The organism is Rhodosalinus sp. K401, assembly GCF_041365735.1.
In the GTDB taxonomy this organism is placed as follows: Bacteria; Pseudomonadota; Alphaproteobacteria; order Rhodobacterales; family Rhodobacteraceae; genus Rhodosalinus.
The window spans coordinates 1-26,093 of record NZ_JBGFSI010000022.1 but is presented as its reverse complement, the minus strand read 5'-3'; the positions used below and the strand labels follow the sequence as shown (position 1 = coordinate 26,093).

The 26,093-nt window shown below is 66.4% G+C and carries 25 protein-coding genes and 4 pseudogenes; 3 read left to right on the top strand and 26 right to left on the bottom strand.

The window, feature by feature from the left end:
• Positions 1-176 precede the first annotated feature (176 nt).
• The 3 genes from AB6A66_RS16455 to AB6A66_RS16445 all read right to left on the bottom strand — a co-directional run bounded on the left by AB6A66_RS16455 (position 177) and on the right by AB6A66_RS16445 (position 2,331).
• Entirely contained in the window at positions 177-338 is a 162-nt protein-coding gene (locus tag AB6A66_RS16455; RefSeq protein WP_371056734.1) for a hypothetical protein, read from the bottom strand.
• Positions 322-1,305, bottom strand: coding sequence for a lyase family protein (locus tag AB6A66_RS16450; RefSeq protein WP_371056733.1), 984 nt, complete (start codon positions 1,303-1,305; stop codon positions 322-324). Before AB6A66_RS16450 ends, AB6A66_RS16455 begins: the two co-directional genes overlap by 17 nt.
• 216 nt (positions 1,306-1,521) lie before the next feature.
• Positions 1,522-2,331, bottom strand: coding sequence for a phosphosulfolactate synthase (locus AB6A66_RS16445; RefSeq protein ID WP_371056732.1), 810 nt, complete (start codon positions 2,329-2,331; stop codon positions 1,522-1,524).
• Between the two features lie 228 nt (positions 2,332-2,559).
• On the opposite strand from AB6A66_RS16445, the pseudogene AB6A66_RS16440 reads away from it, so the two are divergent.
• Together AB6A66_RS16440 and AB6A66_RS16435 are read left to right on the top strand one after the other, a co-directional pair.
• Positions 2,560-2,748 (top strand): annotated as a pseudogene (locus AB6A66_RS16440) (transposase); the annotation flags it as partial.
• A 118-nt stretch (positions 2,749-2,866) separates the two neighbouring features.
• A pseudogene (locus AB6A66_RS16435) lies at positions 2,867-3,061 on the top strand (IS5/IS1182 family transposase); the annotation flags it as partial.
• A gap of 103 nt (positions 3,062-3,164) precedes the next feature.
• Here the strand turns inward: AB6A66_RS16435 and AB6A66_RS16430 are convergent.
• The 7 genes from AB6A66_RS16430 to AB6A66_RS16400 all read right to left on the bottom strand — a co-directional run bounded on the left by AB6A66_RS16430 (position 3,165) and on the right by AB6A66_RS16400 (position 10,324).
• Positions 3,165-3,899 carry a TSUP family transporter gene (locus AB6A66_RS16430; protein ID WP_371056731.1) on the bottom strand — a complete coding sequence of 245 codons (735 nt, stop codon included), beginning with the start codon at positions 3,897-3,899 and terminating at the stop codon, positions 3,165-3,167.
• A 70-nt stretch (positions 3,900-3,969) separates the two neighbouring features.
• On the bottom strand, positions 3,970-4,896 hold the full coding sequence (locus tag AB6A66_RS16425) for a CaiB/BaiF CoA transferase family protein (protein ID WP_371056730.1): 927 nt from the start codon (positions 4,894-4,896) through the stop codon (positions 3,970-3,972).
• A 38-nt stretch (positions 4,897-4,934) separates the two neighbouring features.
• Positions 4,935-5,087, bottom strand: a complete 153-nt coding sequence (locus AB6A66_RS16420) for a CoA transferase (protein WP_371056729.1) — start codon at positions 5,085-5,087, stop codon at positions 4,935-4,937.
• 23 nt (positions 5,088-5,110) lie between these two features.
• Positions 5,111-7,363, bottom strand: a complete 2,253-nt coding sequence (locus AB6A66_RS16415; protein ID WP_371056728.1) for a DUF3604 domain-containing protein — start codon at positions 7,361-7,363, stop codon at positions 5,111-5,113.
• The gene (locus tag AB6A66_RS16410) at positions 7,356-8,867 is read right to left on the bottom strand and encodes a tripartite tricarboxylate transporter permease (RefSeq protein WP_371056726.1); all 1,512 of its coding nucleotides are present in this window, start codon (positions 8,865-8,867) and stop codon (positions 7,356-7,358) included. The genes AB6A66_RS16415 and AB6A66_RS16410 overlap by 8 nt, the downstream gene beginning before the upstream one ends.
• A gap of 3 nt (positions 8,868-8,870) precedes the next feature.
• On the bottom strand, positions 8,871-9,317 hold the full coding sequence (locus tag AB6A66_RS16405; RefSeq protein ID WP_371056725.1) for a tripartite tricarboxylate transporter TctB family protein: 447 nt from the start codon (positions 9,315-9,317) through the stop codon (positions 8,871-8,873).
• A gap of 35 nt (positions 9,318-9,352) precedes the next feature.
• Entirely contained in the window at positions 9,353-10,324 is a 972-nt protein-coding gene (locus AB6A66_RS16400) for a Bug family tripartite tricarboxylate transporter substrate binding protein (protein WP_371056724.1), read from the bottom strand.
• A 147-nt stretch (positions 10,325-10,471) separates the two neighbouring features.
• Between AB6A66_RS16400 and AB6A66_RS16395 the strand changes: the two genes are divergently transcribed.
• Positions 10,472-11,380, top strand: a complete 909-nt coding sequence (locus AB6A66_RS16395; RefSeq protein ID WP_371056723.1) for a LysR family transcriptional regulator — start codon at positions 10,472-10,474, stop codon at positions 11,378-11,380.
• 101 nt (positions 11,381-11,481) lie between these two features.
• Here AB6A66_RS16395 and AB6A66_RS16390 read toward each other — a convergent pair.
• The 16 genes and pseudogenes from AB6A66_RS16390 to AB6A66_RS16315 all read right to left on the bottom strand — a co-directional run.
• Positions 11,482-11,670: pseudogene (locus AB6A66_RS16390) on the bottom strand (IS6 family transposase); the annotation flags it as partial.
• A gap of 3 nt (positions 11,671-11,673) precedes the next feature.
• Positions 11,674-11,928, bottom strand: a complete 255-nt coding sequence (locus tag AB6A66_RS16385; protein ID WP_371056722.1) for a hypothetical protein — start codon at positions 11,926-11,928, stop codon at positions 11,674-11,676.
• Positions 11,929-12,090: 162 nt separating this feature from the next.
• Entirely contained in the window at positions 12,091-12,765 is a 675-nt protein-coding gene (locus AB6A66_RS16380; protein WP_371056721.1) for a YcbK family protein, read from the bottom strand.
• A gap of 161 nt (positions 12,766-12,926) precedes the next feature.
• On the bottom strand, positions 12,927-13,214 hold the full coding sequence (locus tag AB6A66_RS16375) for a DUF6127 family protein (RefSeq protein ID WP_036708271.1): 288 nt from the start codon (positions 13,212-13,214) through the stop codon (positions 12,927-12,929).
• Positions 13,215-13,355: 141 nt separating this feature from the next.
• Positions 13,356-13,691 (bottom strand): annotated as a pseudogene (locus tag AB6A66_RS16370) (IS110 family transposase); the annotation flags it as partial.
• Between the two features lie 304 nt (positions 13,692-13,995).
• Positions 13,996-14,214 carry a hypothetical protein gene (locus AB6A66_RS16365; RefSeq protein ID WP_371056720.1) on the bottom strand — a complete coding sequence of 73 codons (219 nt, stop codon included), beginning with the start codon at positions 14,212-14,214 and terminating at the stop codon, positions 13,996-13,998.
• Positions 14,211-14,432, bottom strand: coding sequence for a hypothetical protein (locus tag AB6A66_RS16360; protein ID WP_371056719.1), 222 nt, complete (start codon positions 14,430-14,432; stop codon positions 14,211-14,213). The genes AB6A66_RS16365 and AB6A66_RS16360 overlap by 4 nt, the downstream gene beginning before the upstream one ends.
• On the bottom strand, positions 14,432-15,229 hold the full coding sequence (locus tag AB6A66_RS16355) for a glycoside hydrolase family 19 protein (RefSeq protein ID WP_371056718.1): 798 nt from the start codon (positions 15,227-15,229) through the stop codon (positions 14,432-14,434). Before AB6A66_RS16355 ends, AB6A66_RS16360 begins: the two co-directional genes overlap by 1 nt.
• Positions 15,226-15,576, bottom strand: a complete 351-nt coding sequence (locus AB6A66_RS16350) for a hypothetical protein (protein WP_371056717.1) — start codon at positions 15,574-15,576, stop codon at positions 15,226-15,228. The genes AB6A66_RS16355 and AB6A66_RS16350 overlap by 4 nt, the downstream gene beginning before the upstream one ends.
• A gap of 10 nt (positions 15,577-15,586) precedes the next feature.
• Entirely contained in the window at positions 15,587-16,852 is a 1,266-nt protein-coding gene (locus AB6A66_RS16345) for a DUF2793 domain-containing protein (RefSeq protein ID WP_371056716.1), read from the bottom strand.
• Positions 16,853-20,806 (bottom strand): glycoside hydrolase TIM-barrel-like domain-containing protein, encoded by a 3,954-nt coding sequence (locus AB6A66_RS16340; protein WP_371056715.1) that lies wholly within the window; start codon positions 20,804-20,806, stop codon positions 16,853-16,855.
• Positions 20,806-21,246 (bottom strand): peptidase, encoded by a 441-nt coding sequence (locus AB6A66_RS16335; protein ID WP_371056714.1) that lies wholly within the window; start codon positions 21,244-21,246, stop codon positions 20,806-20,808. The genes AB6A66_RS16340 and AB6A66_RS16335 overlap by 1 nt, the downstream gene beginning before the upstream one ends.
• Entirely contained in the window at positions 21,243-22,133 is an 891-nt protein-coding gene (locus AB6A66_RS16330; RefSeq protein WP_371056713.1) for a DUF2163 domain-containing protein, read from the bottom strand. Before AB6A66_RS16330 ends, AB6A66_RS16335 begins: the two co-directional genes overlap by 4 nt.
• 10 nt (positions 22,134-22,143) lie before the next feature.
• Positions 22,144-24,576, bottom strand: a complete 2,433-nt coding sequence (locus AB6A66_RS16325) for a polysaccharide deacetylase family protein (protein WP_371056711.1) — start codon at positions 24,574-24,576, stop codon at positions 22,144-22,146.
• 15 nt (positions 24,577-24,591) lie between these two features.
• Positions 24,592-25,242, bottom strand: a complete 651-nt coding sequence (locus AB6A66_RS16320) for a TIGR02217 family protein (protein ID WP_371056710.1) — start codon at positions 25,240-25,242, stop codon at positions 24,592-24,594.
• On the bottom strand, positions 25,242-26,093 hold an 852-nt coding region (locus AB6A66_RS16315), incomplete at its 5' end, for a phage tail tape measure C-terminal domain-containing protein (RefSeq protein ID WP_371056709.1). The genes AB6A66_RS16315 and AB6A66_RS16320, both read right to left, overlap by 1 nt.

Here is a 26,093-nt window from a genome sequence, read left to right as displayed (position 1 = left end):
CTACTGGCTATGAGTCCTGAGACTAATCGGACCCAGACAGATCGTCGCATGATCAACGGTCCGCAAATACCAGATTGGAACGTGAGTTGCTTTACAGGCAGTGGATCATATCAGATCGACTTCCAAAGTTTGGAATCAGAAGGGGAGGGACAGGCCCTCGCCGTATGTATTCAGTTTCATGAAGAAAGCTTTTCGGACATGCGCGTCGGATCGACGATCAGCCGGTCAAACATTCGTGCGCCCCACATCAGCGCGCCGGACAGATACAGAAACGTTTCGGGCATGACAGGCCATTCGGCAATCAGCGCCCCTCCTGAACGCTCATGGTCGTGCAGCATTGTTTCGCCGATGCGCTCGGAGCTCTGGCGCGCGCTCCGACCCAACCCTTCGGTGAATTCCGAGGCGCGTTGGTTTCGCTTNCCGACCCAACCCTTCGGTGAATTCCGAGGCGCGTTGGTTTCGCTTGTGCGCCATTGCGGACGAAGCACCTTGGCCCGCGCGATGCTCCTCGCGCAATTCTCCGGTATCGGTGCCTGAAAGCAAGTTCACGTTGCGCCCGATACGCGAAAGGCTAGCTCCCAGCAGACCTGCCGCCAGCACGATCTGCGCCATCCCGTCGCGGGCGTTCTGCCAATGGGAGTTAGGCGCACCAAGGCCAAGCCGCGCCGCCAGATTGGCGCGGAGGGTGGTGGCGGTCTCGACGGGCCAGTCGGCCAGTTCGCCCACCGGCCCGCCGAATTGAACCATTATGCCCGCTTCGGCCGCCTGTGTCAGCGCGGTACGCCGCCGTTGCAGTTCCTCACTCCATGAAGTGAGCTTGGTGCTGAAGCGCATGGGCACGGCGTGCTGGTGGTTGGATCGTCCCATCATTTCTAGATTGCCATAGCTGTCGTTCAAGGTCTCAATTCGCGACAGGATGGCGTCAATGCCCTCGTCCACCTCGATTAGCGAATCGCGCGCGTGCAGAGCAAGCGCGCTGTCCATCAGATCGAAAGTTGTGACACCCCGGTGGATATGCGCCGTGGTCTCAGGGCCAACGAGTTCCCGCAGTTGATTGACCAGCCCGACGATGGGCCGGCCGACCAGCAGCGCATCCTCTGCCAGCCGCGCCCGGTCAATCCGATCAGGGGTGATCTTGAGAAGGATTTGTGCTGTTGCAGCGTCGATCAACCCCAGCTCGGCCTGCGCGGCGGCAATGGCCTGCTCCACGCGCAACCATGCGGCAATTCCTGCATCATCGGACCAGATCGCGCGCATTCGCTGCGTCGAGAAAAGATCGCGGAACAGTCCGTCGTTACGCATCATGTCGCTCGCCCTCTATATCATACGTCACGCAATTTTCCGGCAAAACTTTCGTGGGTATCGGCAGCAATCTTCATCAGGGCCAGCGGTCACATACACCGCGCATAAAGGCCGGACAAATGACCGCAACCTGCTTCGATCCAAGTCGCTCGAGAAACCCCTTGCAAAACCGGAGCCGTCCACAAATGACATCGCCCAAGTGGCGGCACGGTCTGGAATTTACATCAGGGACAACGGACCCGCCGAGCCAAGACCAAGCCGCGTGGTCTCGGTTTCGATCACCACATCGCTGGTGACATTGCCCAAGTTCACATCGGGCCCGAAGGTTTCCACCAGGAATTTTTTGCCGGCATAGATCTGTGGCGTGGTCGATCCCACTCGCGGTGTGGACAGTTCGAACATGCAGCGGCTGACATCGACATTTTCTTTCAACGCCATAATCAGCGTCTTGTTTGGCTTGCCATCAACCATCAGCTCCTGGCCTTCGATCATGGCAATCTCGGTTCCCGAGGCGAGCACCTCGTTCACTTCCCGGATCATCTCGGCCGGGTCGGAGTTATCGCGTTTGTCGCCGATCTCACCCACCGCGGCGAGTCCGGCATCCTGCACCAACCGGATCAGCCGGTCGCGGGTACCTTCGCCAAGATCAACGATGTTGTCCGAGATTTCGACCATGTCAAAGCCGATCTCTTTCGCCTCTTTCAGATGCGCCTCCATTGCGTGTATGCCCATGGTATGCAGCACATATTCCTGCATCTGACCTCCTAAAAATGGGCGTACCTGATGGCTGCGCAGGAGCTCAAGCTTGGCGACCAGATGGTCGCGCGGGAACAGGCGCGCAGTTCCCGTGGCGACTTTGAAAATATCTATGTAGGCTCCGCCCAGCTCGATCAGGCCGCGCAGACCGTCAAGCGTGATTTGGTAATCTGTGACCATTGTTAGGCCGGACGTGCGGGGTTTGTTCAGACTGCGGCGTGGATCAAGGGGAACGGTCGGAAAAGCCGTAGTGAGGGGAGACTCGGGGGGCATGTCAGGTCCAATTTTGCATATGCTGTAAGGATCATAACAACGCCAGAGTTGCTCTAGAATTTGAATTATCTGGCGAGTTATTCCGATATCTCGAATTGTCCAAGTGCCGATAGCTCGCAGAGCTATGCCGGGAAATGGGTGATGGACCCTGAGAAGGCGGCGTATCGTGGCGGGTGATCAAGCCTGCCAGCACGTTCCGAAGGAACGATACGCCATGCAAGACGATACAATTCGTTCATCGAAGCGTTCAGCGGTCGACTCGGGACGGAATATCTGAACCAATATTGGTTCTTGACCCTTTTGGATGCCATCGCCAAGCTGGACGCTTGGCGCGGATTCTACGACGAAGAACGTCCACACGGCGCGATCGGAAACAAGGCTCCGATCATGCTGACCAAATCGGGGGGGGCATTATCAGCCTGTCACCCTGATCGACGCCGGAATACTTTGCCTTCGGGCGGTCCAAGGTTTGGGGTCAGAGCAACGCCAACCGGGCTCTTGGCGCGGCTGGATGAACGTTCCGTGGCATGTCACCGGCGACGCATTATCCCAGCGGTGCCGGATGAAGATCGAAGAACCCTTCGACTGGGCGGAGACCGTGGGCGGCATGGTCCAGACCGTTCGCCGCGAACTCGACAGGTTTTGTGCGCAGGTCAGGATGAAAACGGCAGTCGGGAACCTCGCCAGATTGCCGTATCTCTTGGCGGCCCTCCCACGGCAGCCACCCTGAGAGCCCAGGAGAAACCGCCCTCAAACCATGGAAAACTGGAAAGTGTCCGTCCAGCCAGACTTCTTCAGAAGCCCACTAAGTCCACGTCCGCCGGTGAAACGCCTCATCCCCGCGCCATGATTTCCCTCAGCATGATCCAGATGAAGTTGCCCCCGGCAAGACAGGTGAGCAAATCGACCCAAAGGCTGTGCCGAGCGATGTTCATGCGCCGCAGAGACATCCGCCCAACATAGTTGCCGGGTATGGATAGCAAGCCTGTGAGAAACCCCAACGCCAGATAGTCGAGCGGCAGCAGACCGATCGCGCCGAACGAGACCACGCGCACGGAGTTCACCGTCAGCGCGATGGCGGCGAACGACGCGACGAAGGCTTCCTTCGTCAGGCCGTAGCCAAACATCAGCGGCACAAGCAGCATACCGGGCCCAATGGATACGCCTGTCAGGGAACCGTGCATTGCCCCTGCGGCGACAAGCGCCGACTTGCGTGTCTTGATCTTCTTGTGGGCCGCCCAGTGACGGTACGGGATCGAGATCAGCACCACGGTACCCAGAATGCCGGAAATCCATGCCGCGTTGAGGGACGCATACAAGTTGGTGGTGATAATCAGGGCCGGAATGGCCGGCAGAACTATCAGGAAGTATACACCGCGGTGAAAATCGCCCTTGTTGAACCAGGCGCGCGCGAGGTGACTGATCAGCAGCGTCACGCTCATGACCGGCACCAAAGGCGTAACGCCGATGATCGGTGCCAAAATGGCCGCCAGCAGAATGCCGCCGGCCAGTCCTGTTGCACCGTGAATGTAAGATGTAATGAATGCCCCGAAGACGATGATGGTCATCTCGACCCATGAAAGCGTAGCGAACACCGTTCCTTCCATCACCGTTTCGCACCCATTTCGGTCCAGCGCGTCAGATCCCGCATGACCTTGTCGGTATCCTCGCCGAGCGTTGGCGCGGACGTCCGGGGCGATGCTGCGCGGTTTGGCCCAGCCGGAATGGCAAGGTCGGCACGCCAAGCCCCGTCCCTTTGTCCTGATGCACAAAGCCCCGCGCCTTGGTATGTGTATGATGTGGGCATTCGGGGAGAGAGCGCATTTTCGCCACGGGAACACCGTTGACCAGCAGATCGCCCTCCCATTCATCGGCCGTTTTCACGGAAAGCGCCCGGATGATCTCCTCTTCCAACGCATCGGCGTGGGCCGCCCGGGCGCAGCGTTCTGCAAACCTCGGGTCGCGCAGCCACGCCTCGCGGCCCAGACCCTTGGCCAGAGCGTGAAACTGGCATTCTTCATTGACGCCGAGGCTCAGCATCCCGTCCCTGCAGGGGAAGCTGCCCGGGCCGGGGCTGCGGCTGTTGGCTGCGTTGCCGCGCGGTTTCGGCGGGCGTCTAGTGGCGGTGTAATCGGCGATCGTTGAACTCATCAAAGTGTATGCCGTCTCCAGCATCGAGACGTCGATGAACGTGCCACGTCTGGTTTTCTCGCGCTCGTAGAGCGCCGCGCTGATCGCGAACGTTGCGGCGAGCGCAACGGAGTGGTTCATGATTGGCGCGCCGGTGCGCAGCGGGCCCGTTTCTTCTGTGCCCGTCAACATCATGATGCCGGCAGACGCCTCGATGTTGACATCATAGGCGGGCGCGTTTTCCAGATCACCGCCACGACCGTAGCCTGTCATGGAACAGTGCACCAGGCGCGGGCTGAGCTTCAAAGTGCTCGTGTCATCCAGACCCATCGCATGCGCCGTCGCGGGACGGTGGTTTTCCACAAAGATGTCGGCCGCGCCCAGCAGTTGCAGCATGGCCTCGCGGCCATGCTGGCGCTCCATATCGAGTGTCACGGAGGCCTTGTCAGCCGCTTGGGTAAGATGCGCCGTGCTCATACCGGCTGCGGAACGGCCGTGTCGCTGCCCCCCCGGTGGCGCATGGCATCGCCCTTCACGGGGCTTTCCATCTTGATCACCTCCGCGCCAAGGAGGCCGAGATAATAGGCGCAGACTGGCCCAGCCAGAACGGGCGTGAAATCAGCCACGCGCAAACCGCCAAAAAGGTTGCTCATGTCGTGGCCCGGGCGACATAAATCGGGCTGGACCACGCTACATGGCCGTCTTCCAACGAGACTCGCGCGAAAATCGCTCGTTCGGTTGACCCCTGCAGGGTGATCGTGCGTGTGAGGTCGAATGCGCAACGTTCGAGGTGGGCGGGCAGCCGCTTAACCGACAACGCCATGTCTACGCCGCCGCAATTCAGAACGGTCGGTTCCATGCCGATATCGTCCAAAGACAGGTTGAGCGCGCCGAGGTTCGTTTCGATGGCAATGTCGCCCTCTGGCTCCTCGCCCGACAGCCAGATATCGATGGCGCTGAACCCACCTGTGGTAACCGCCGTCCACGCGATGGTGTGCGGATCAACCTGCTTGGGCTGCCTGTCGGGATTGTAGAAATTGATCGCCGCAATGTGCGCGATACGGGCGCCACTCAGAGTTGCTGTCCCGGTCCATTTCACCAACCGGCCCCGGCCGCGCGTTTTCTGGCCCTTGCATATGATGCGCAGGCGCTGACCCAGATCATCGTCGGTAAAAGGCCGCACGGTTTCGAGCTGCTCCACCCCGTCATACAACTCGATGCGCTCGATCGGCGACGGAGCAAGCACTTGCAGCGCGAATGTCCCCTCGTCCTCGCCGGTCCGGACGATATCGCCCATGATGGCCTTGCGGCCCATATCATAAGTTTCAGGCGCAAAATCGGGGTTTCGATGGTAGATGCGCGCCGGGGACGGAAACGCCATGGTCGCGGACATGAACAACCGAACGCCCGTGGTCGCATAGTGATGCCTGCGGCGAAACTCTTCGAACAGGCTGTCCCGCGTCAGCTCCGGCAACAGGTGGCAGGTCAGCCCGCCATAGGAGCCGAACTTGGCATCGCCGGGATAGCTCGCACCGGGCCGGCCCTTGTGCCCGTCACTGGCGGCGACAATGCCGATGCGGTAGCCGTTTTGCAGGCTCTGTTCGACGATCCAGTCGAAAGTACCCCATGAACTGTGCACCTCGACGGAAGGTTCCAGCCGCGCATCATGGGCGTAGGACACATCGGCGAAGCGGCCGCCGACATGCGGCACCACGATCACATCCTCGTCCTGCAAGGCGCAAAACAAATCTTTCACGTCGTGGCAGTCGTTTTCTGGGAGTGTGGTGTCGGTGATAAGGGCGCGGCTGGAGCGATAGATGGGGCGGCCCTCGGTGCGGTACCAGATGTTATGGTCGCCGCCCAAGCCGGTATTGCCTGACCATTCGTAGCCCGGCAGGCACAGGAATTCGCCCTCGACGTTGAACTCAGCGGCCAGCGCGTTGATCTCGTCCCAGAAGGCGTCGGAGACCTGAAAATCATTGGCCTGATGGCCGGTGATATCGACGAAACTGCGGTTTCGGGCGAAATCGAAATACTCGCGCGCTGTGCCCGTCCCGATACTCTCGCCGGATTGGCCGTGCATGTCCGACCAGTAATGGGCAAAGGGGCTGTCTGCGACGCGCAGCGGGTTGCTCGTGGCAAGCTTGGCATCGCCGTCCCAGACCTCGATTTCGACATCGGCGGGGTCTGCGAAGGATAAATCGTCGATCACGATACTGAACTGACCCGTCTTCAGCCTTGCCGTTTCTGGCAGTCCGGGCAGGGGAGTGGTCGGCTTCAGCGTCAGGTTGCCGTCAAACTGATCGGTCGGATTGCCCCAACGATCCTCGGCTTTCACGATGAACCGAAATGGCTCGCCTGGCCTGCGCAGCGTCGGCAGTAGCGCTTTCCAGACGGCGGGCGGCCCGGGTACGATGGGGACAGTGGGCTGAGCCTCTTCGGGCAGGGGCGTGTAATCAACGGACGCGAATGCGTCGACGGTCACGCGAAACTGAAAGGCGCTTTCGCAATGCGTCTGCATGCGCACCCCCGGCGAGCCTTCGCGCGGATCACCGATGCGAAAGGTCAGCGTATCACCGGGCCGAAGGAAACCTTTGCACAGCACCGTGATGCAATTGCCCCATGGCCGAATGTTGCGCTTGTAGGTAAAGCTGTACTCTATTGGCGCCCCGTTGGAGGCCTCAACGGTAAGATAGCCCGGGGCGGATGGATCGGCGGTTTGCAATGGCGTCATGTCGCTGTGCGTTCGCATCGCCACGCGTAGTCCGCCCAGATCATCAATGCCGAACTTGCCGGCGGTGTAGACCAGTTCGAAATGGGTCCAGCTGCCGGCGACGACTGGCGCTGATGACGCAAGCTCTGCGGTGCCCATAAGGTCGCGGCGATATGAATGATCAGGCATCTTTGAGCGCTGCCTCCCTTGCTTGGCGATTCAGGCTGCGCGCGCGCAGGAATAACGCGGCAAAGCCGAGGATCAGGAAGCCCAGGGCCACTGGGCGGGTTACGAAAATCAGCAAACCGTCTTCGGAAAGCAGCATGGCCTGCCGAAACGTCAACTCGGCGCCACCTGCCAGCACGAAGCTGATAACGAAGGCGGCCGGGTTGAAATCATATTTCTTCATCAACCACCCGGCGAAACCAGCCAGCACCATCACCAGAACATCGAAAAGGCTACCGCGCGAGGCGTAGGCTGTGACGAAGGAGGTGAGAAACACGATCGGGTAGAGAATATCCGTCGGAATCCTGGTGACGAAACGTCCAACGAAAGCGGCTCCGAAATACCCGACCAGACCATACATCGCGATGCCGATCAGCCCGCACGCGAACAAGCTGTAGACCAGATCGCGCGAGGTGATGAAAAGCGTCGGGCCGATCTGAATGCCGTGAATGAGGAATACGCCGACAAGGATCGCGCCGATGGTCGAGCCGGGAATGCCCAGCGTTAGCAGCGGCGCCATGGAGGGGCCGGATACGGCATTGTTGGCAGCCTCGGGCGCGGCCACACCTTCCAGCGCGCCCTTGCCCCATTCTTCCGGAGTCTTCGCCCGCCGCTTGCCTTCGCCATAGGCCACGAAGGCGGCGATGGAGGACCCCATGCCCGGCAGAACACCGATGAATGAGCCAATGAGAGAGGAGCGGATGACATGCGGCACGCAAGGCCTGAACTCCGGCCAAGTCAGCCGATTGCGTGCCTTGGCGGCGTCGTCGCTCTCATCGACGATCTCCATCTTCTTGCCACGCGCTTCCAACTGCGAAAAAACTTCGCCGAGCACGAAGATGCCGATCATCAAAGGCACAAGCGATATGCCGTTGGTGAGATCGAAACTGCCGAATGTGAAGCGCTCCTTCGATGAGATCGGGTCGATGCCGATCATGCTGATCAGAACTCCAAGTGCCGCAGAGGCGAGTCCGCGGGTGATGGACTTTCCTATCACCGAGCCGATGACCACAAAGGCTGCGAAGTAAATCGCAAACAGCTCCGGCGGGCCGAGGCGAAGAGCGATTGCCGCGATCACGCCAACACCCACGATGAGCAGGGTTTCGCCGGTATAGTCGCCAATGACAGAAGAGATCGTGGCAACCTTCATGGCCTTGGAGGCCTTGCCCTGCTGGGCGAGAGGATAGCCATCGATCTGAGTGGCCGCCGAAGCTGCCGTACCCGGTGTGTTGAACAGGATGGCCGCGATAGACCCTCCATAGCGGCCGGATTTGCCAATCACGTACAGAAAGGCCAGAGCCGCAAGTGGCTCCATGTAAAACGTCAGAGGCAAGAGCATTGCGATCGCCGCCGACGCCGTGAGTCCGGGTATGGCGCCCACGACCATGCCGACCACGGAAGCTGCGAAAACCCACAACAGGAGGATCGGATCGCCGAGCACCGACGCGAGGGCAGCAACTATTTCCAATGCTCATACACCCTGCAGGATCTCGAGGAGGTCGATCCATCGTCCATACGTCGGGAAAACGCCCAGAAGCTCGAAGAAGATCAGGTGGTAGGTCGCGGGACACAGGATCGCTGCTGCAAGCAGCCCTGCCGGGCGGCGAATGCCGAATATCCAAAGCGCCAAAGGCGCCGCGAGCGCGGTGCTGAACAGGTAGCCGACCGCGCCCATGAGCCAGACATAACCAATCGCCAAGCCAAGCAGGCTCCAGATCGATGGCGAGGCCGGTTTGCTTTCCGGTACCCGGCCGAAAAGCGAATTGCGCAGCTCCAGCACGCCCACAAGCAACAGCGTGCCCGATCCGAACAGCGGGAAGATACGTGCACCCCAACCACCGCCGGGATCCTTTTCAATTTGCAGACTGGCAAACAGAGCGGCGATGCTGAAAACGATCAGCACCGCCGCGACAACCACGCCCTGTCTTGAGGAGCGAGAGGACGCAACGGGGTTCATTCCTCTTCGATGCCCTCGATGATCGGGCGCGCATCATCGCGCAGGTTTGCCAGCACGGTTGCGACCTCGGCACTGGGCAAGAACGCCGGCGCGTTGCCACGCTCCGCCATGCTTTCGATGAAACCGGGCTGTTGGGTGATGGTCCGGATCGCGTCCTGCATGCCGTCAATGACGTCCTGCGGAGTTTCCAACGGAGCGAACACAACGATTGGCGAACTGATCAGGGGCACGTCATAGCCCAGTTCACCGAAGACGGGCACTTCGGTCGCAAATGCGTCACGCTCATCCGAAACAAGCGCCAGCGGTCTGAGTTCGTTTTCAAAGCCGGCGGCCTGCTGAATGCCGATCATGCCGAAATCGACCTGTCCACCGATCACCGCGGCGCGCGTGTTGCCACCGCCGCTGAACGGCACATCCTGCGCGTTCAGTCCCGCCGTGTTCAAGAAACCCTGACCGCCAACATGATGGAAGCTGCCGCGCCCCGTATGCGCCCAACGCATTGTGCCGGGAGCCTCACCCATCGCGGCGACCAGATCGTCCAGCGTCTCGTAGGGGCTGTCGGCGGCGACCATCAGCGATGTCGTCAGGCGGCCGATCTGTGCGACCGGGATGAAGCTGTCGAACGGGTTAACCTCGGTGTCGCGCAGCAGGTAGGTCAGGGTGAACGACCCGGACGAGGTCATCATGAAGGTGCTGCCGTCCGGGCGCGCCCCCGCGGCCTCCGTGGCACCCGTGATGCCCGATGAACCGGGCCGGTTCACGATCACCATCGGCACGGGCAACGCCGCCTCTGCGGATTCGGCCATGGCACGGGCAAAGCTGTCGGTGCCGCCACCGGCACCATACGGGACGATGACGTTTACCGGTCTGCGAGGACTCCACTGTGCCAGAGCGGGTGTGCTGGCAAGGGCCGTTGTCGATGCGGCGATGCTTAGCTGTAGAAATGTTCGGCGGTCGAAAACCGTCATGTGCTTTCTCCTGGGGCATTGCGCCTGTCAGTTCAGGCTGAACTCTTGCGTATATGATCACCCTAGCATCGAAAAAATAGAATTATCAGATAGGATGATCCAAGAATGCGAAGATGAATCGCTGTCCCATCGAAGATTGGATCCACGATGAACCTGAAAAGCCTGCGTGTATTCGTGAATGTGATGGAAGAAGGAACGCTCGCGCGCGCATGCCAGAAGATGAATCTCAGCCAACCCGCTGCAAGCCGCCTGATCCAGATCTTTGAAGCCGAGTACGGCACGCAGCTTTTTCACCGCGAACGCAAGCGCCTGGTCGCGACGCGGGCGGGAGAAGCCTTTTTCCCCGAAGCGGTGCGGATCCTTGCCTCGATCGACGACCTGCCGGCCGCGTTCCAGCGGATCGAAACCGATGAGGCTCCCCCTCTGCAGATCATCTGTCATCCGCGACTGGCGGAAGGGCTGATCGTGCCCGCGATGGTGGAACTCGTGAGGCGTGAGCCGGCCGTGAAGCTGAAGCTTGAAGTGCATCCCAGGCGCTATCTGGGGCGCCGTGTCACCTTGGGGTTGTATGATGTGGGTGTCGCCACACTACCCCTGCCGGATCAAAACAAGGAAACACGGTTTCTTGCCGGCACTGAAATGGCAGTGGCCTTGCCCGAAGGTCACGCCCTTGCCGGAAGAGATGTGCTGGAGCCCGGAGACGTGGCGGACTTGCCCTATGTGGCACTCGAAGAAACCACGAACATGCGCACGATCCTCGACCGGGAGCTGGCCAAGACCGAAAGACGCTTGGAGGTGACCCACGAGATGTCGGTCAGCCTGCCCGCGCTGCGTTTGGTCAAGAACGGGCTTGGCTTCACCTTCGTGGACCGGATCACGCTGAGCCCCGATGAGGCCGACGGTTTGGTCGTTCTGCCGTGGAAGCCGAGGGTCAAAATCGATTTCTGCTATTTCGTGTCCCAAACTCGGCAGCCACACCCGGCCCGCGATACATTCATCGGTATTCTCAAGGACATCTGTGTCGCAAGGTCAGAGCCGCACGATGGAACGTCGTAGCAGGCCAACACGCACCGAGCCGCCCGGGTGTCGCACAGCGCCGAAAATGGGGCCTGTCAGACGAATTGAACCGGTCTCTGCAAGGACAGTGACGCTGCCGCTTATGCAGCGCAGAGGCCGCTCCACTCGGCGAGAGCGGCGGCGCGGTTCTGCTTGAAGATCGCTCGGGATGAGAGGCTGCGGTCGATGTTGAAGTGGTTGCAGACGGACGCGAGGGCGGAAGCGAACTTCTGCAGACTTCGCACGCACCGAAAGCGGAGCATCGCCCGCTCCCGTCGTGAAAATGGGATGCGCTATGACACCCCACAAGCCCGCGCCTGCTCCCGCATCATGGCATAGTCGGCCAGCATTTCCTCGATCGCCGAGCCCTCCGGCAGCAGAGCCAGATCCTCGGACGCCCGCGCCTGAAACTCCCGGCTGTAGTCGACAACGGGCGGACACGCCCCGAGGCCGCCGTCAGAAGCGCCCGGTGCGCAGCCGGTCAGCAAGCTCATCGCGAGACCGAGGCCGACGCGCCGCCGCCTCGAGCATCCGTCTTTGCGCTTCATGGGATTTCTCCATGGTCTCCAGCCGTTCGGCCAGGCGTCCCGCTCGCTCGCCGTAGTGACGCAGGGCCAGCAGGAACAACAGGATCACAAGGGAGGTGACACCATATCTGAGCGCCGCGCGCGCCCATGCCGATCTTGCGAGCGTCCCGACAACCACGCCGATCAACGCCGCCACCTTTTCCAGTCATCCAGCCGCGCGTAGATCGTGACAGCGATGCCGCCGAGCGCCACGGCAGTGAACACCCAGCGCAGCGTATCGAGATACGGAACCAGCGGCAGGATCACGGTCTGCGTCTCGTTCAGGACCTGCTGCGCAACCTCGACGCCAGCCGCTCCGAGCGTCGCGACGACAGCCGCCCCACCGCCTTTCATGGTCCGGCTCTGCGCCAGGGCCTTGCGCGTCGGCGGGGTCTCAGCCGCGAACGGCACCGATCGTGCGGGAAAGCGCTCGCCCCATTGGCGCGCGGGGCCGAGGTCGATGTGCATGAAGCCCGAGCGCGGATAGAATCCGAACCCAAGAAACCCGACTGCACGTGCTGCCACCTCGAAGGCCACCGGATCATGGTTCGACATGGCGATGTCGAAGGCCGCACCGTCGAGGTGTTTCGAGCGGGTTGCGCCGCCGACAGCACGGTTGTGCTCGGGGCTGCGATAAGCGGAGCGGACGATCATCGGTTTGCCCAGCCGGTCGCGCAGCGCCTGCAGCTTGTCGAGAGCGGTTTCGTTGACGAGCAGCTTGCCGGTGCCCCGGCAGGCGATTTCGGCGGGCGAGAAGTTGGGCCAGCGCCAGGCATCCTCTGGCGCCGGGCGCCAGTGGTCGAAGAAGGTCGTGGTCATGGGGTCCTCCGGAAACGAGTTTCCGGCCCCTCGCAGGGCTCGGTGCGTTCGCCGCTCGGGAAGGTCCACTGGACCTTCCCGTCTGCCTGTCAGGCAGACCACGGCTCACCCCGCCACGAGAGCGGGTCATTGCGGGCTGATGAATTGGGGATGGGGCGCGGCTACGGGCTGCCGCCGAAGATCTTGAGCTTGATGGCGATGCCCGCGAGCAGCGCCAGCATGACGCCGGTCGTGATCATGCGGACGGCGGTCTGCATCGCGGTGCGGCGCACCAGCCGGATGCAGTCCACTAGGGATCGCAGATCGCGGATGTCGAGCGCGGCCTCGTCGCCATCGAGGCCGACATCGGCCAGCGCCCGCTTCGCGCCTTCCTCGGCCGCGCGGGTCAGGATGGCCTCGAACTCGGCGTCGGGCATGCGCACGAAGCCCTCGGATCGGGGTGGGTTCATCGGGATCCTCCTTCCGCCGGTCAGCCGATCTTGCAGCCCCAGAAGGACGTGTGGTCGGCGGCGAAGTAGCCGTCCGCGGCGCCAAAGTTGCCCTGCAGTTCGAAGGTATCACCGGCGGTGAGCGAGGCCATCGTCTGCAGCCACCCGGAATACGGCCACAGCACTCTGCTTGTCCTCGTTCTTCACCGGAACGAAGCCAATGTCTGGCGCTGTGCCGCTTCGCCGATCGCCTCCGCATCCGCCGCGTCGTTCTTCTGCCGCCACAAGACCGGCTTCACATAGGCCGGCGGGATCAGCCAGCCGGACCTCATGGCCCAGCTTCCCGATCTCCCGCCCTCAGAAAGACGTGCCCCCGCACGCCTCCATCGCCACCGCACAGCGCGGAAGTCCGGCCAGCATCTCAGGCACATGCCCCCGCCTCAGCTTGCGACGGAGCACAGCCCGGCCGGACGTGTCCGCCCCATGCAGCTGGAACACAGTCTACGCCAGATCGAGCCCGACATTGGTAATCTCCGACACCACCGTCCTCCTCGTGGCTCGTCGCTGATACACTTGGCGCAGCAGACGCCGTCCGGGGGGCGCTCACTCCACCAGAGCCAATCAAGCGGGCGAAACAGGGGAACAAAGGGCGATTGTGAAACCGCCCCCGGCGCGAATTCAGCGGCAGGTGCCGGTCATCCGATCATCGAGATCCGCAATCCAGCCGCCCCACGCGCCACCCGGCAGAGGCGCCTCGCGCGGCATCGACAGACGCGCCTCGCCATAGGCCGCGCACCCCGCGTCACCACTGACCATCGTTGCGGCGCAGCCGCTCATCGGGATCGTCGCCGCGACCATCGCGCACTGCACCGCGCCCCTTTTCCAGACGCCTGATCGTTTCCGCATCGTCCTCCGCCTTCTTCGCCCCATACCCGGAGCGCCGCAGCCGCAGCGCCGCCACCGCGAGCGCCACGAGCGCCGCGCCCAGCGCCGGCGCCCAGAGCTTCAGCCGGGCGATCACGTCGCCCAGCCCCGGCGCCGCGCCAGCGCATAGGCGCCCTCGGCGATCACCACGATCACCACGCCCGCCACCAGCAGCAGATCCGCATCCGCCGCCATTTCCGCCCCGTCCTGCTCGGGGATCCAGCCCCAGGCCACCAGGAGCGTGCCGAGATAGCGCAGCGCGAGCCGCGCGACCGGCCCGCGGTTGCGCCGCAGCCATTCCACCATTCCGCGCATCACGCGCCCTCCCTGCCAATGACGAGCCCCTGCGCCAGCGCCAGCAGAACCGAGGCCAGATCCCAGAGCCACCGCAGCCGATCCGGCGCGCGCCGCCTCGAGGAAGGCTCGCCGAACTCGAGCGCCGGAAGGCCCACGAGCCGCCTGTGCAGCGCGGCCCTCGTCCGAGGCCCCGCGATCCCGTCGACCACGAGATCCGCGCCGCCCTGGAACCGCGCCACCTCATCCGGCCCGAAACCGAGCAGCACCAGCGCGGCGCGCGCATACCAGTCCAGGCGATTCCGATACCCGTTCAGCCCGCCGTTGATGCGCCGCGTGAGCATTTCCGCGTCGTTTTCATCCGCCCACCGACCGAGGCTGCGGGACTCCCAGAACCAGATAGGCGCAAGGCCCTCCCAGGTATCCGTCAGCACCAGGTCCGGATCCGCCACGAAATCCGGCGGCCCGAGCCCGGCGCCGCGCGCCCAGGCGTGGAACTGCCGGTAGTTATCCCGCCCGGTCAGTTGGATCGGCGTCCGACCGCGATAGAGATACCCGTCGCCGTCGCGCTGCGGCGTATTGCCGAGATCCTCGCGCACATCGTAGCGCGACTGCGCGGCCGAAGGCCCCCACACCTCGTGGTCATGCCGGAAGCCCGCGCTCTCGTGGCCCAGCTGCGCCAGGAAATGCGCGAGCCGATGCGGGCGATCCAGACCCGCGCGCGCGCCATAAGCCGCAAGGCCCACCATCACGCTCGCCATGTTGCCCGAGACGGGACGCCCGGCGATCCGCGCCAGAAGATCCACCGACATGCTCATGGGCGCGGCCCTCCCATCACCGTCTCGAGCGCGCGGATCAGCGCCACCCACAAGCCCGTGAGAAGCGCATTCGGGACGAGCGCGCGCAGCCACTCGTGGCGCTCGTGCCGATTTTCCCGCTCCGCGCCCCTCGCCGCCGCGAACTCCGCCTCGAGCCGCGCCCGCTCCTGCTCGGCGCCCTGCCGGCGATGCAGATCGTCGGTAAGCTCGCCGAGCCGCTCGTTCACCGACACCAGCGACCGCGCGGTCTCCTGCGCCGTCCGCTCCTGCAACGCCCGCCACGACTCGAGCGAACTCAGCCGCTCCTCCGGAGTCCTGTCCCGGCCCTGCTGCCGCATTTCAGCCACCCCGCATAGCTCACGACACCACAGCGCGATCCGTCGAGCGCCGCCAATCCGACCCATCCGAAAACGCAAGAACCGCGCCTCCCGCCTCGTCCGACACGAAGATGATCGACCCGGCCCCGGCCGCCGAGGCACTCGGCAGCGTTGCGACCGTGAAGCTCCCGACCCGAACCGGCCCCTTGGCATGGATCGTGGTCGAAGGCGCATCGGTGCCGACGCCGAGACGGGCGCCCGCCGCGTCCGCCTCGAACCCGCCCGCGATCCGCGTAGCCCAGGCCGAGCCGTCATGGTAAAAGGCCGAGAGCCGGAAATGCGCCTTCCCCGTCCCGGTCGGGCCCCGGAAGGTGAGCTCGCCCCGCGTGCCCTGGAACGGCACATAATGCGCCAGCGCCGCGCTCGACTCCGAGGCGAACCGCTTGCCATCCGGCACCGACACGCCCTCGGCGAACACCGGAGGCGCGGCCCCGCCAGGCAGGCGCAGGCGATGCGTTGCCGGATCCGAATAGTCCGCGCCCACCGCGACGATCAGGAAGTCCTCGTAGAACCCCGGCCGGCCCGGCGCGATTGTCCACGTCGCCGAAGGATCCTGCGAATTGCCCAGCAGAAGCGCCGCGTCGTCGCCCTCGACGTGGAGCGGCGCCTGCGGATCCGTGGCGCCGATCCCGACGAAGCCCGAGGCGGCCATCACGGTCACCGCCTCGGACCACGTCGCGCCATCGGGCGAAACCTTCACCCGCCAGTTATCGTCGCCCGACAGCCCGAACTCGGCGCGGCCGGAAAAGGACGTCTGGAACAGCACCGACGCGGTGTCGCCCGCCGCCGCCTTGTTGATTTTCAGCTGGTGCCCGTCGCCCTCATGCGTGAGCAAGGTCGCGGCCGAGGCCACCACGAGCCGGTTGGTGGCGTCCGCCTCCGCGTTGACGCCGAAGGTCGAGACATTCGACGGCCAGAGCGACCAGCCCGACGCGGCATAGCGGACGAAGCCGCTCTCGTCCTCGACCCAGGCCAACCACCCGTCGCCGGGATCGATGCGCCGCCAGGCGCCGGCGGACCACAGGGCGATGGCGTCCTCCCACCCCGCCCAGGCGCCCGTCGCGCCGGCCGCCACGATGTAGAGATCCCCCTCCGAAGGCGTGCCGGGCGGCGCCGCCAGGTCCCGGTCCTTGACGCCGATCTGCACCAGCGCGTCGAGCAGCGACAGCGCCTCGTTGACCGTGACGTGCTTCTGCGCCTGCGCCGCCGCGAGCTGCGGCAGGCCCAGCCTCGGTGTTTCGCTCATTCACCCAGCCTCCGTGATTGCAAGCGCCGCCTCGAGCGGGATGCCCCGGCCCAGCGCGCCCGTTTGCCATACCCGAACCCGCACCTCCGACGCCGCGCCGCCCAGGTCGGCGGCCTGCTCCGCAGCCGTCCAGACATACCGCGGCGCCTCGAGCGCCTCGACCGCGCGCAGCACCGCGCCGCCCGCGTCGAGGATTTCCAGGTCGAACCGCTCCGCGTCCTCGGCGAGCGGCACCGTGGCGAGCGACCAGCTATCCGCCGACAGATCCCGCGACCGCCGCGTCCAGCGAAGCTCGAGATCACCGCCCGCGAGCCGGCGCGCGCGCGGATGGACCGGCGCGAACGGAAGCAGGCCCCGCGCCGATGGCGTGAAGGTCTCCGCATGGGCGAACGGATCCGCCGGCCCCTTTTCCGGCCAGCCGACACGCAGGTTCCAGGCCACGCCCGTCTCGCCCAGCGAGAACGGAAGCGGCGCGATGCGGTCATCGAGCACCACCACCCGCGACCCCGCCGGCGCCGGATCCGCCATCGCCGCCTCGGTGCCGCGCTGCCCGCGCAGCAGGCGCGACAGGCGGTAGCGGCCGGGCGAGACGAGCTCGGCCTCCGCCGCCTGCACGATTTCCCAGGCCCCGCCGGCGCCCTCCACCGCGAAGGCGTTGCCGCCGGCCAGCACCTCGAGATCCGACAGCGACCCCAGCGTCCCGTCGAGGAACTCCACATCCAGCACCGCGCCACGATCCCACCGCCAGAGCGGCCCGGCCGCGAGCGGCGCCACCAGCACACCGATCTGCGCCGGCGCCTCCGCGAGCGCGAACAACTCGAAGCCGTCCTGCACCGGGCTCCGCCAGATCGCCGCAACGCCCCGCCACGGATCCGCGCGCACCGCCAGGTAAGGCGCCGCCGGATCCACCGCGCTCGACAGCTGCGGCAGGTTCATCGTCACCGCGAGAGGCTCGCCATACCCGACCGGGCGCGGCAGGGAGGCGATCCGCGCCGCACCGGGCGCGATCATGTCGAACCCTGCCGAGGCGCCCACGGCCTCGACCTCGCGCTGCAGCCCGTCCGCGACCCTCAGAAGCCGGAACCGCATCTCGCGGCCCTCGCGCTCGAGCGCGATCACGTCGCCCGGATCCAGCGCCAGCAGGGAAGGTGGCAGCGATGCCGCGAACCGCTCCCGGCCGGCCCATGCCTCGAGCAGCGCGCGCCGGCACCGGCGCTCGGCCTCATCGGGCGCCGACGCCAGCGCGAACCGCTCGACGCTGACCTGCTCGCTCTGCCCCACGATCCGCGCCGCCTCGACCGTCGCCCCGTCATACGCCTCGTCGGCGCGCGCGATGGTCCAGCGCAGGACACCGGGAAGCTCGGTCTCCTGGCCCCGCGTGATCTCCAGCACGTCGCCATCGACCTCGCCGGATGCCACGAGCCCGTCGAGCGCGATCCGCGCGACCGGATCCGAGCCGCGCTCGACAAAGCGCAGCTTTCCGCCGCTCTCGACCGCATCGAAGCCGAAGAACCGCGCGAGCCGGCCGAGCGAGGCCCGCGGGCTTTCCACCGCGGTGATCACGAAGCCGTCGCAGCACTGCCAGAGCTCCGAGACGTCGAGGAAATCGCCGTGGATGCAGTCCGCCGACGCGATCTGCCGCACCATCGCCCGCAGATCCGCCGCGCCCGCCCGGCCGGTCAGCCAATGCCCGAGGCGCCAGTTTTCCCGATCCGACCAGATCGACGCCTGCGCGGGGAACTCCGGAAACGGCCGCGCGTCCCAGGTCCAGAGCGCGCATTCGCCGAGATCGAGCATCGGACCCCCGTAGACGTCCGACTGCGGATTATTGTCCCGCCAATAGCCCAGCGCCGCCTCGAGGAACGCCCGCTGCATGGCGTCATCCCGCCACCCGCGCGAGAAATAGGGCAGACGCCCGTCCGCGGATTTCGGATCGTAGAAGGCATTGGGCTCATTGGCCCCGCGATCCACCGCCGCGCAGCCGATCTCGGTGAAGCGCACCGGCTTCGACCGCGGCACCCAGGCGGTAGGCGTCGAGCTCTCGACGCCGCCCGGCCGGTCGAAATGCTGGTTCGACCACCAGGAGCGGATGTCCTTCGGGCGGAAAATCCACGGTTTGCCGTAGGCCCCGTCCTCGACAGGCGTCCGGACCTGCGCATCACGATCCGCCGCCGAGGCGTAGAACCAATCGAACCGCTCGCCGCCCTCGACATTCGCGCGCAGATACTCGCGCTGGTGCGTGTGCGCCCATCCCGCCCGCGCGTCCGCATGATCCGAGCCGTCCCGCCAATCCGCGAGCGGCGCGTAGTTGTCGATCCCCACGAAATCGACGTTCGCGTCGGCCCAGAACGGATCCAGGTGGAAGAGCACGTCGCCCGAGCCGTCGCCCGGCTGATGCCCGAAATACTCCGTCCAGTCCGCGGCATAGGAGAGCGCGGTGCCCGCGCCGAGGATCCCGCGCACATCGGAGGCCAGCGACCGCAGCGCCGCGACCGCGGGAAAGCTCGCTGCGCCGTCGCGGATGGACGTGACCCCGCGAAGCTCGGTGCCCACAAGAAACGCATCGACCCCGCCGGCTGCCGCGCAGAGATGCGCGTAGTGCAGGACCATCCGCCGCAGCCCCTCGTCCGAGGCGCTGCCCTGCCAGGTCACGCGCTCGCCCGAGACGGAGAAATCCCCCGGCGCGGCCGAGCCGAAGAACGCCGCGACCTGCGCGCCCGCCGCCGCCGTCCCGTCCACGCTCCCGGCATGGCCCGCAGCCGGCGAACAGGTGATCCGGCCGCGCCAGGGATACTCCGGCTGGCCTACCTCCGAGGCATTATCGCTGTAGGGGTTGGGCAGCGAATTGCCGGGCGCCACGTCCATCAGCAGGAACGGATAGAAGGTCACGCGATACCCGCGCGCCTTCAGCAGCCGGATCGCCTGCACCACCGAGGCGTCCGCCGGCGTGCCGCCATAGGCCGGCCCGTCCTCGATCCGGCTGACCAGGTAGGCGGAGCCGCGCTCGATCCCCGACACCCGCCAGGAAAGCGGCTTGGTCGTCTTCTCCGAGAACTCGACACCCGGCACGATCCGGCACTCGCCGGCGCGAAGATCCGTGCCGAACCACGACACCACCAGCGTCACGCTCTCCACCCCAGGCAGGCACGCCTCGAGGCGATCGAGCGACACCTCGAGATCCGTGAAGCCCGAGCCGGTGTTCGCGTTTTCACTCTCCGACGCGCCCGACCCGCTGCTGCGCACCTCCTCGGTCGCCAGCACGAACTCGCCCGCGCTCGGAATGAGCGTCACCGCGCGCGCCATGCCCTCGAGATTGTCCTCGCACGGCAAGGCGCGGAACACCTCGACCGAGATCTGCGGCAGGCGGTTGGAGAACTCGCCCAGCGCCAGGTCCTCGAACACGAGATAGGCGACACCGCGATAGGCCGGCGCCTCGCCGCCCATGCGCGCGGCGATGAACGGATCCGGGCCCTGCTCCTCGTCGCCGAGATAAAGCCGCCAGGTCACGGCCGCCATGTCCAGCAGCTTGCCGTCCGCCCACACACGGCCGATGCCGGTGATCGGACCCTCGCAGAGCGCCAGCGCGAAGGACGCGAAGTAGCTGTAGGTGGTCGTCTTGACGCCGCCGCCGCCGCCCTTGCCGCCGCCCGACTTCTTGGTGTTCTTCTCCTCGCGGAAATCCGTGGCCCAGATGATCGTCCCGCCGAGGCGCATCCGGCCGTAGAGGCGCGGGATCACCGACCCCTCGCTGCTGCTCGTCACGCGCAGGTTGTCGAGCCGCGGCCCCTCGACGCTCTGCGTCGGCGCGAGGCTCTGCACCACCCAGCTGTCCACCATCGAGCCCGCGAACGAGCCCAGCGCGCCGCCGATGGTGGTCGCAGAGATGCCGAGCAGCGTCCCGCCGATGCTCGAACCGATCGCCGCGCCCGCAGACGCGAGAAGAATGGAAGCCATCAGCCCCTCGCAGGATAGAGAAACGCGAACGCCACCCGGCGCCGCCACGCGCGCGTCAGCCGCTCCTCGATCACGCCCGTCCGGTCATAGGCGTGAACGAACGCGCCCGGCGCCGTCAGGATCCCGGCATGCTTCGCCGGCGCCGAGAGCCGCATCCGGAACAGCAGCACCGCGCCCGGCCCGGCCGCCGCAGGCTCGATCTCGAGCAGCACCCGCCGCGCGGCCTCGAGCAGCACCTCGCGCCCGCCGACCTCGCCCCAATCCCGACTGTAGGGAGGCACCGCGAGCGGCTCCGCGCCCACGACCTCGCGCCAGACCCCGCGCACGAGGCCCAGGCAATCGGACCCCGCGCCGCGCAGGCTCGCCTGGTCGTGGTAGGGCGTCCCGATCCAGGACCGCGCCACCGCGACCACGGCGCCCGGGTCCGCCGCGCCGCTCATAGCACCTCGCCGGTGTTGGGATCCGAATTCGAGGCGAAGCGCGTCACCGCGTCCTGGCCCGGAATGTGCGGGAAGCCCCGGAAATTCGCGCCGTTTGCGAACTTGGCCCGGCACGTCTCCCAGCTCTTGTCGCAGCCGGCGTAGACCGTGAAGGCATCACCCGGCGCCACCGCCTCGACAGGCGCGTCGAACAACGCGATCTGCACCAGCCCGTCATCAACGCCATGCTCCATGACCTCCGCCCGGAGCCCGGCATTCGCCCCGGACGTCCAGACCAGGAAGCCCAGCGTGAAGTGACCCGCCGCGAACCCGTCGAGGCCGGTCACCTCATGGACGCGCAGCCCGCGCACCGCGCTCACCACGCCCGCGCCCCGGAAGCCCGCGACCTCGAGATCGACCCCGCAGCGCGCATCCCCGAGCCGCGCATCGCAGGTCGCCTGGAACAGCCGGCCGGTCGCCTGGTTGATAAAATGCGCCAGCGAGCGGACCTCGGCCACGAAATGCTGCCGGCCGCGCCGCACGTCGCCCAGCGAGCCGCGCCGGATCTGCACCCGCTGGCTGGTGTCCTGCCAGTTGACGCGCCACACCTCGACGCAGGCGTTATCCCAGAGCCCCGCCGCGATGTCGCGCTCGGTGATGACCTCCGACGAGAGCACGCCCTCCGCTGCCTGCGCATCGACCGCCAGATCGACGCCGGCGCGGAGCTCGGCCGCCATGAAGCCCGCCTCGGGCTCGAACACCGTCCCGTCGAACGACAGCGCCCGGTCGTGGTCGGTAAACCCGAACACCGCGCCGTCGCTCGCGCTCCGCGTGACGCGCCAGCACCAGGCCAGCGTCGTCGCGCCGGTCTCGAGATGCGCCTGCAGCGCCGCCGGAACCGCCTTCATCGCCCGCCCCTCACAGCGGCGCCGGCTGGCAGACCAGGCGGAACGCATCCGACCGCACGCCGCCCTCCGACCAGACGCGCACCTCGTGCTCGGCGATGCGCTGCACGAAGGCGCGATCCTCGAACGCCTGCGTGAACAGCCGCGAGAACTGCCCGCCCAGCCCGGAGACGCGATGGTGCCGGTAATGCGCGTTCGCCACGCCCTCGCCATTCGCGGCCCGGATCAGCGTCTCATTCGCAGGCGCCGCCCAGGCGCCCCAGGCGCCCGAGGAATACGTCCCGATCCGGCCGCCCTGACCGGCGAACGCCCCCGCGCCGCGCCCCAGCACATAGACCGTCTGGCCCTCGGCCGGCGTGACGTCCGCGGAGTCGGCAAAGGCCAGGTCGACCTCCTGCACCGTCGCCTCGACCGGCGCATCCTCGACCACGACATGCCAGCGCCACCGCCGCGAGCCCAGGTTCTGCGGCTTCGGAAGCCGCATGAGCCGCGACGTGCCCGGCGCGAACGTCCCCTCGAGAACGAACGGCCGCCGCTCGAGGCTATCGAGCCGCTCGACGCTCACATGCCCGATCCGCACCGTCCCCTCGCAGTAAGTCAGCGCGAGCTCGACCTGGCCGACCCGGCCGAGGCCAGAGACGACCACCGTCTCGTGAACCGCCCACCCGGACGTCGCCTCCCAGGGAATGGGCGCCGGCTGCGTCATCTCGTAATTGGTGACCGACAGATCCGCCGACTGCGGCGCATCCGCCGCCTTCGTCTCGAGCCGCACCTCAAGGCCATGATTGGGCGCATTCACGAAGCGCACCAGGTCCGCGTCAATCCGGTAGCGCACCCGGATCCGGTAGCGGCAGAACGGCCGCAGGAGGAACTGCTGCGAGCGCGCCCGCGGGCGATTGCCGCCCGCCACCGCCGCATCCGAGTAAAGCCGCAGCGACCACGGAAGGCTGTTCAGCCGCTCGACCGTGTCCCGCGCGGCCTCGTTGCCCGCGGCGCCGGCCGTCAGCTGCCAGAAATCCTCCCGCCAGGCCGCAGGCCCGCCCAGGACGTTCATCGGACCCAAGGCACTCATCGGCACGATCTCGACGCCCGCCTCGGCACAGGCCCGGCAGAGCGCCTCGAGATGCTCGAGCGTGATGAACGGCGGAGGATCCGCGAAGCCCGGCAGGCCATCCGGCGTGAAGTGCGCGTAGGCCACCGCCACCCCGCCCGTGGCGCCGACCGACCGGATCCACGACAGCGCCAGCGTCAGCGCCGCCTCGCTGCCGTTCGTGTCCACGCTCCGCGCGCACCAGAAGGCCGGCCACTCGCCCGCCTCGTCCGTGGCGTAGATGCCGTCGCCGAAGGACGCGACCGAGCCCTGGATGCCGCGCACCTTGTCGAACACCGTGAAGAACGCCCGGTCGCTGGTCTCGTTGCGCGAGCCGAACCGATAGACGCCCGTCTCGACGCGCCAATCGAGGAACTCCGGATGCGTGACCGGCCCCGCGACGAAGCCCGAGCCATCCCAGACCAGCGCGCCCGTGAGGATGTCGCGCAGCCGCTCGTTTTCCGCCACGGCCGAGGCCGCCATCGCCGCCTCGGACGCGGCGAGATCGAGCGCGGGATGGTTGCAGATCTCACCGCCCGCCCGGATCCACTCGCGCATGTCCTCGGCGGTCACCACGGGCTCGTTGGGCTCGCCCGCATAGTCGAGATTGACCCGCTCCGCCTCCACCGCGATGGTCGCGGAAAAGCCGTAGCGCCGCAGGATGGGCAGCGCGCCCGTCACGTTGTTGCGATAGCCATCATCGAAGATCAGCGCGAGCCGCGCCCGGTTGCCCGGCACCGGATCCGCGAGCAGCCGCTCCCGCTGCAGCCCGACACCGCCCGCGGTGACGAACACCGCCTCGACCCCGGCGGCCAGCACCCGGAACGCCCGGCCCTCCGCGCGCGTCCGGACCACGTCGCCCTCCGACACCGTGCCCGCCAGGCCCGTCGCGTAGGTCAGCGTCGAATTCGCCAGCAGCGCCTCGAGATCCGCGAACTCGCGCAGGCCCGCCACCGCGCTGGCATCATCGCGCGCCACCTCGGCGCGATCCGCCTCGCTCTCCGCGCGATCCGCCTCCGCCCGCGCCGCGGCCACGCTCGCAGGCGAGACGAAAGGTGTCGCCGCCTCGACCGCCGCCTCGATGGCCCAGGGCCCCGACCCCTCCGGAACACCGAACTCGAAATACCGATCCACGTCCTCGAGCGCGATGCGCGCCAGGTAGGAACCCGGCACCAGGTAGACCGCGATCTCGCCCGCGGCGCTCAGAACCGTCCGCTCGACCTCGTCCACGACCACCGACGTGCCCTGCGCCACCACGCGCCGCTCGCGCCGGAAGATGGTCACCGTCCGCCCGCCGAAAACCTGCCCGGACGGCGCGCGGAAAACGCCCGTAACCAGGCGCGACAAATCACTCATCGAAAGGCTCCTGCATCAAGACGGAAAAGGCGCATCGCTCTCGCGCAACTCGACCAGCGGGATCGACGGGATCGAGCCCAGCCGCTCCACCCGCAGCGTCACGTCGAGGCGATCCGTGTCGAACCGCACCGGCACGTCGAACTCGAAGCCGGCGCGCACCTCCAGGTCGAGGCCCGGCGGATCCTCGAAAGAGACGATCCCGGTCGCGCAGTCCACCGACCAGCCCGAGAGACGCTCGGCGCCGTCGACCGCCACCCGCACCGACCCCTCGACCGGCCGGCGGATCATCCGCTCCCAGACCGCGTCCCCGGAGGAATAAGCCTTCTTCAGCCGGAAGTGACGGCGCGCGCCATCGCCCAGGCCCAGCAGCTGGTCCCGCGCCTCGGGCGCGCGCGACGGCAGGCCGCTCTTGAAGTCCGACCAGTCCTTGAACCGGAAGCCATGCAGCCGGCCGTTGCGCGCCTCGAAGAACGCGATCACGGCCGCGAGATCGTCCGCGCGGCGGATCCCGTAGGCCACGTCGAAGCGCCGGCGCGAGTCCGCCCAGGTCGCGTTGCGCTCCTCGTCGCCCGACGCGACCGTCACGACCTGCGTGCGCCGTTCCGGCCCGCCGCGCGCGCCGCCGCTGATGTTGTCGGGGAACCGCACATCGTGAAACGCCGCCACTACATCGACCTCCGACCGACCGCCACCGCGCGACCAATGTCCGCCGCGACCTGCGCCCGCGACCGCCGGAAGGACTCGATATCCGGCGTCGAGATGTTCACCACCACCGGCTGCTCCGCGCGATACTCCCGCGCCTCGCGGCGCGACAGAACCCGCTCCCCGCGCTGCAGGATCGCCGGCACCTCATCGGCGCGCAGGCCGAGATCCACGCCCTGGTGGAACCGAGGCGCCCCGGCAAACGCCAGCGCCGGCACCGAGCGCCGCGAGCCGGCCACGCCCACGACACCGCCCGTGTGCATCACGTCCGCCGCGAACTCCGCGAGCGGCCCGAAGATCCAGCGCCGCGCGGCGATCTTGGCGAACTCCGCCAACGTCGAGCTCACCAGGTCCTTGATCGACAGCTTGCCGGTCCGGACGAACTCGCCCACCGCGTTCTCCGCGCCCTGGAAAGCGCCCGTGATCGCCGAGCCGATCTGCGAGCCCCAATCCTTCGCCTTGGAGGCATACTCGGCGACGGTCTCGGCCGCGCGCGCCCAGCCGCTCTTTGCCCGTTCCGCGCCCTCCGCTGCATCGTCGCCAGCCTTCTTCGCCGCACGACCGGCCGCGCCCGCGGCATCCCCCGTCCGCCTCAGCGTCTCCCCGAACCGCTCCGCCGCCGCACTCGCGTCGTCCTGCGCGCCCTCCGCGGCATCCCCGGTCTCGCCCACGATCTCGCGCAGACGCCCAAGCGCGTCCGCGATTTGCCGCGCGCCCTGCGTAGCGCGCCTGGACGCCACCTTGCCGAGCGCGCCCGCTTGCCCCGCGGCGTTATCCGCCTCCATCTGGCTCGTGTAGGCGCCCGACTGCGCCCG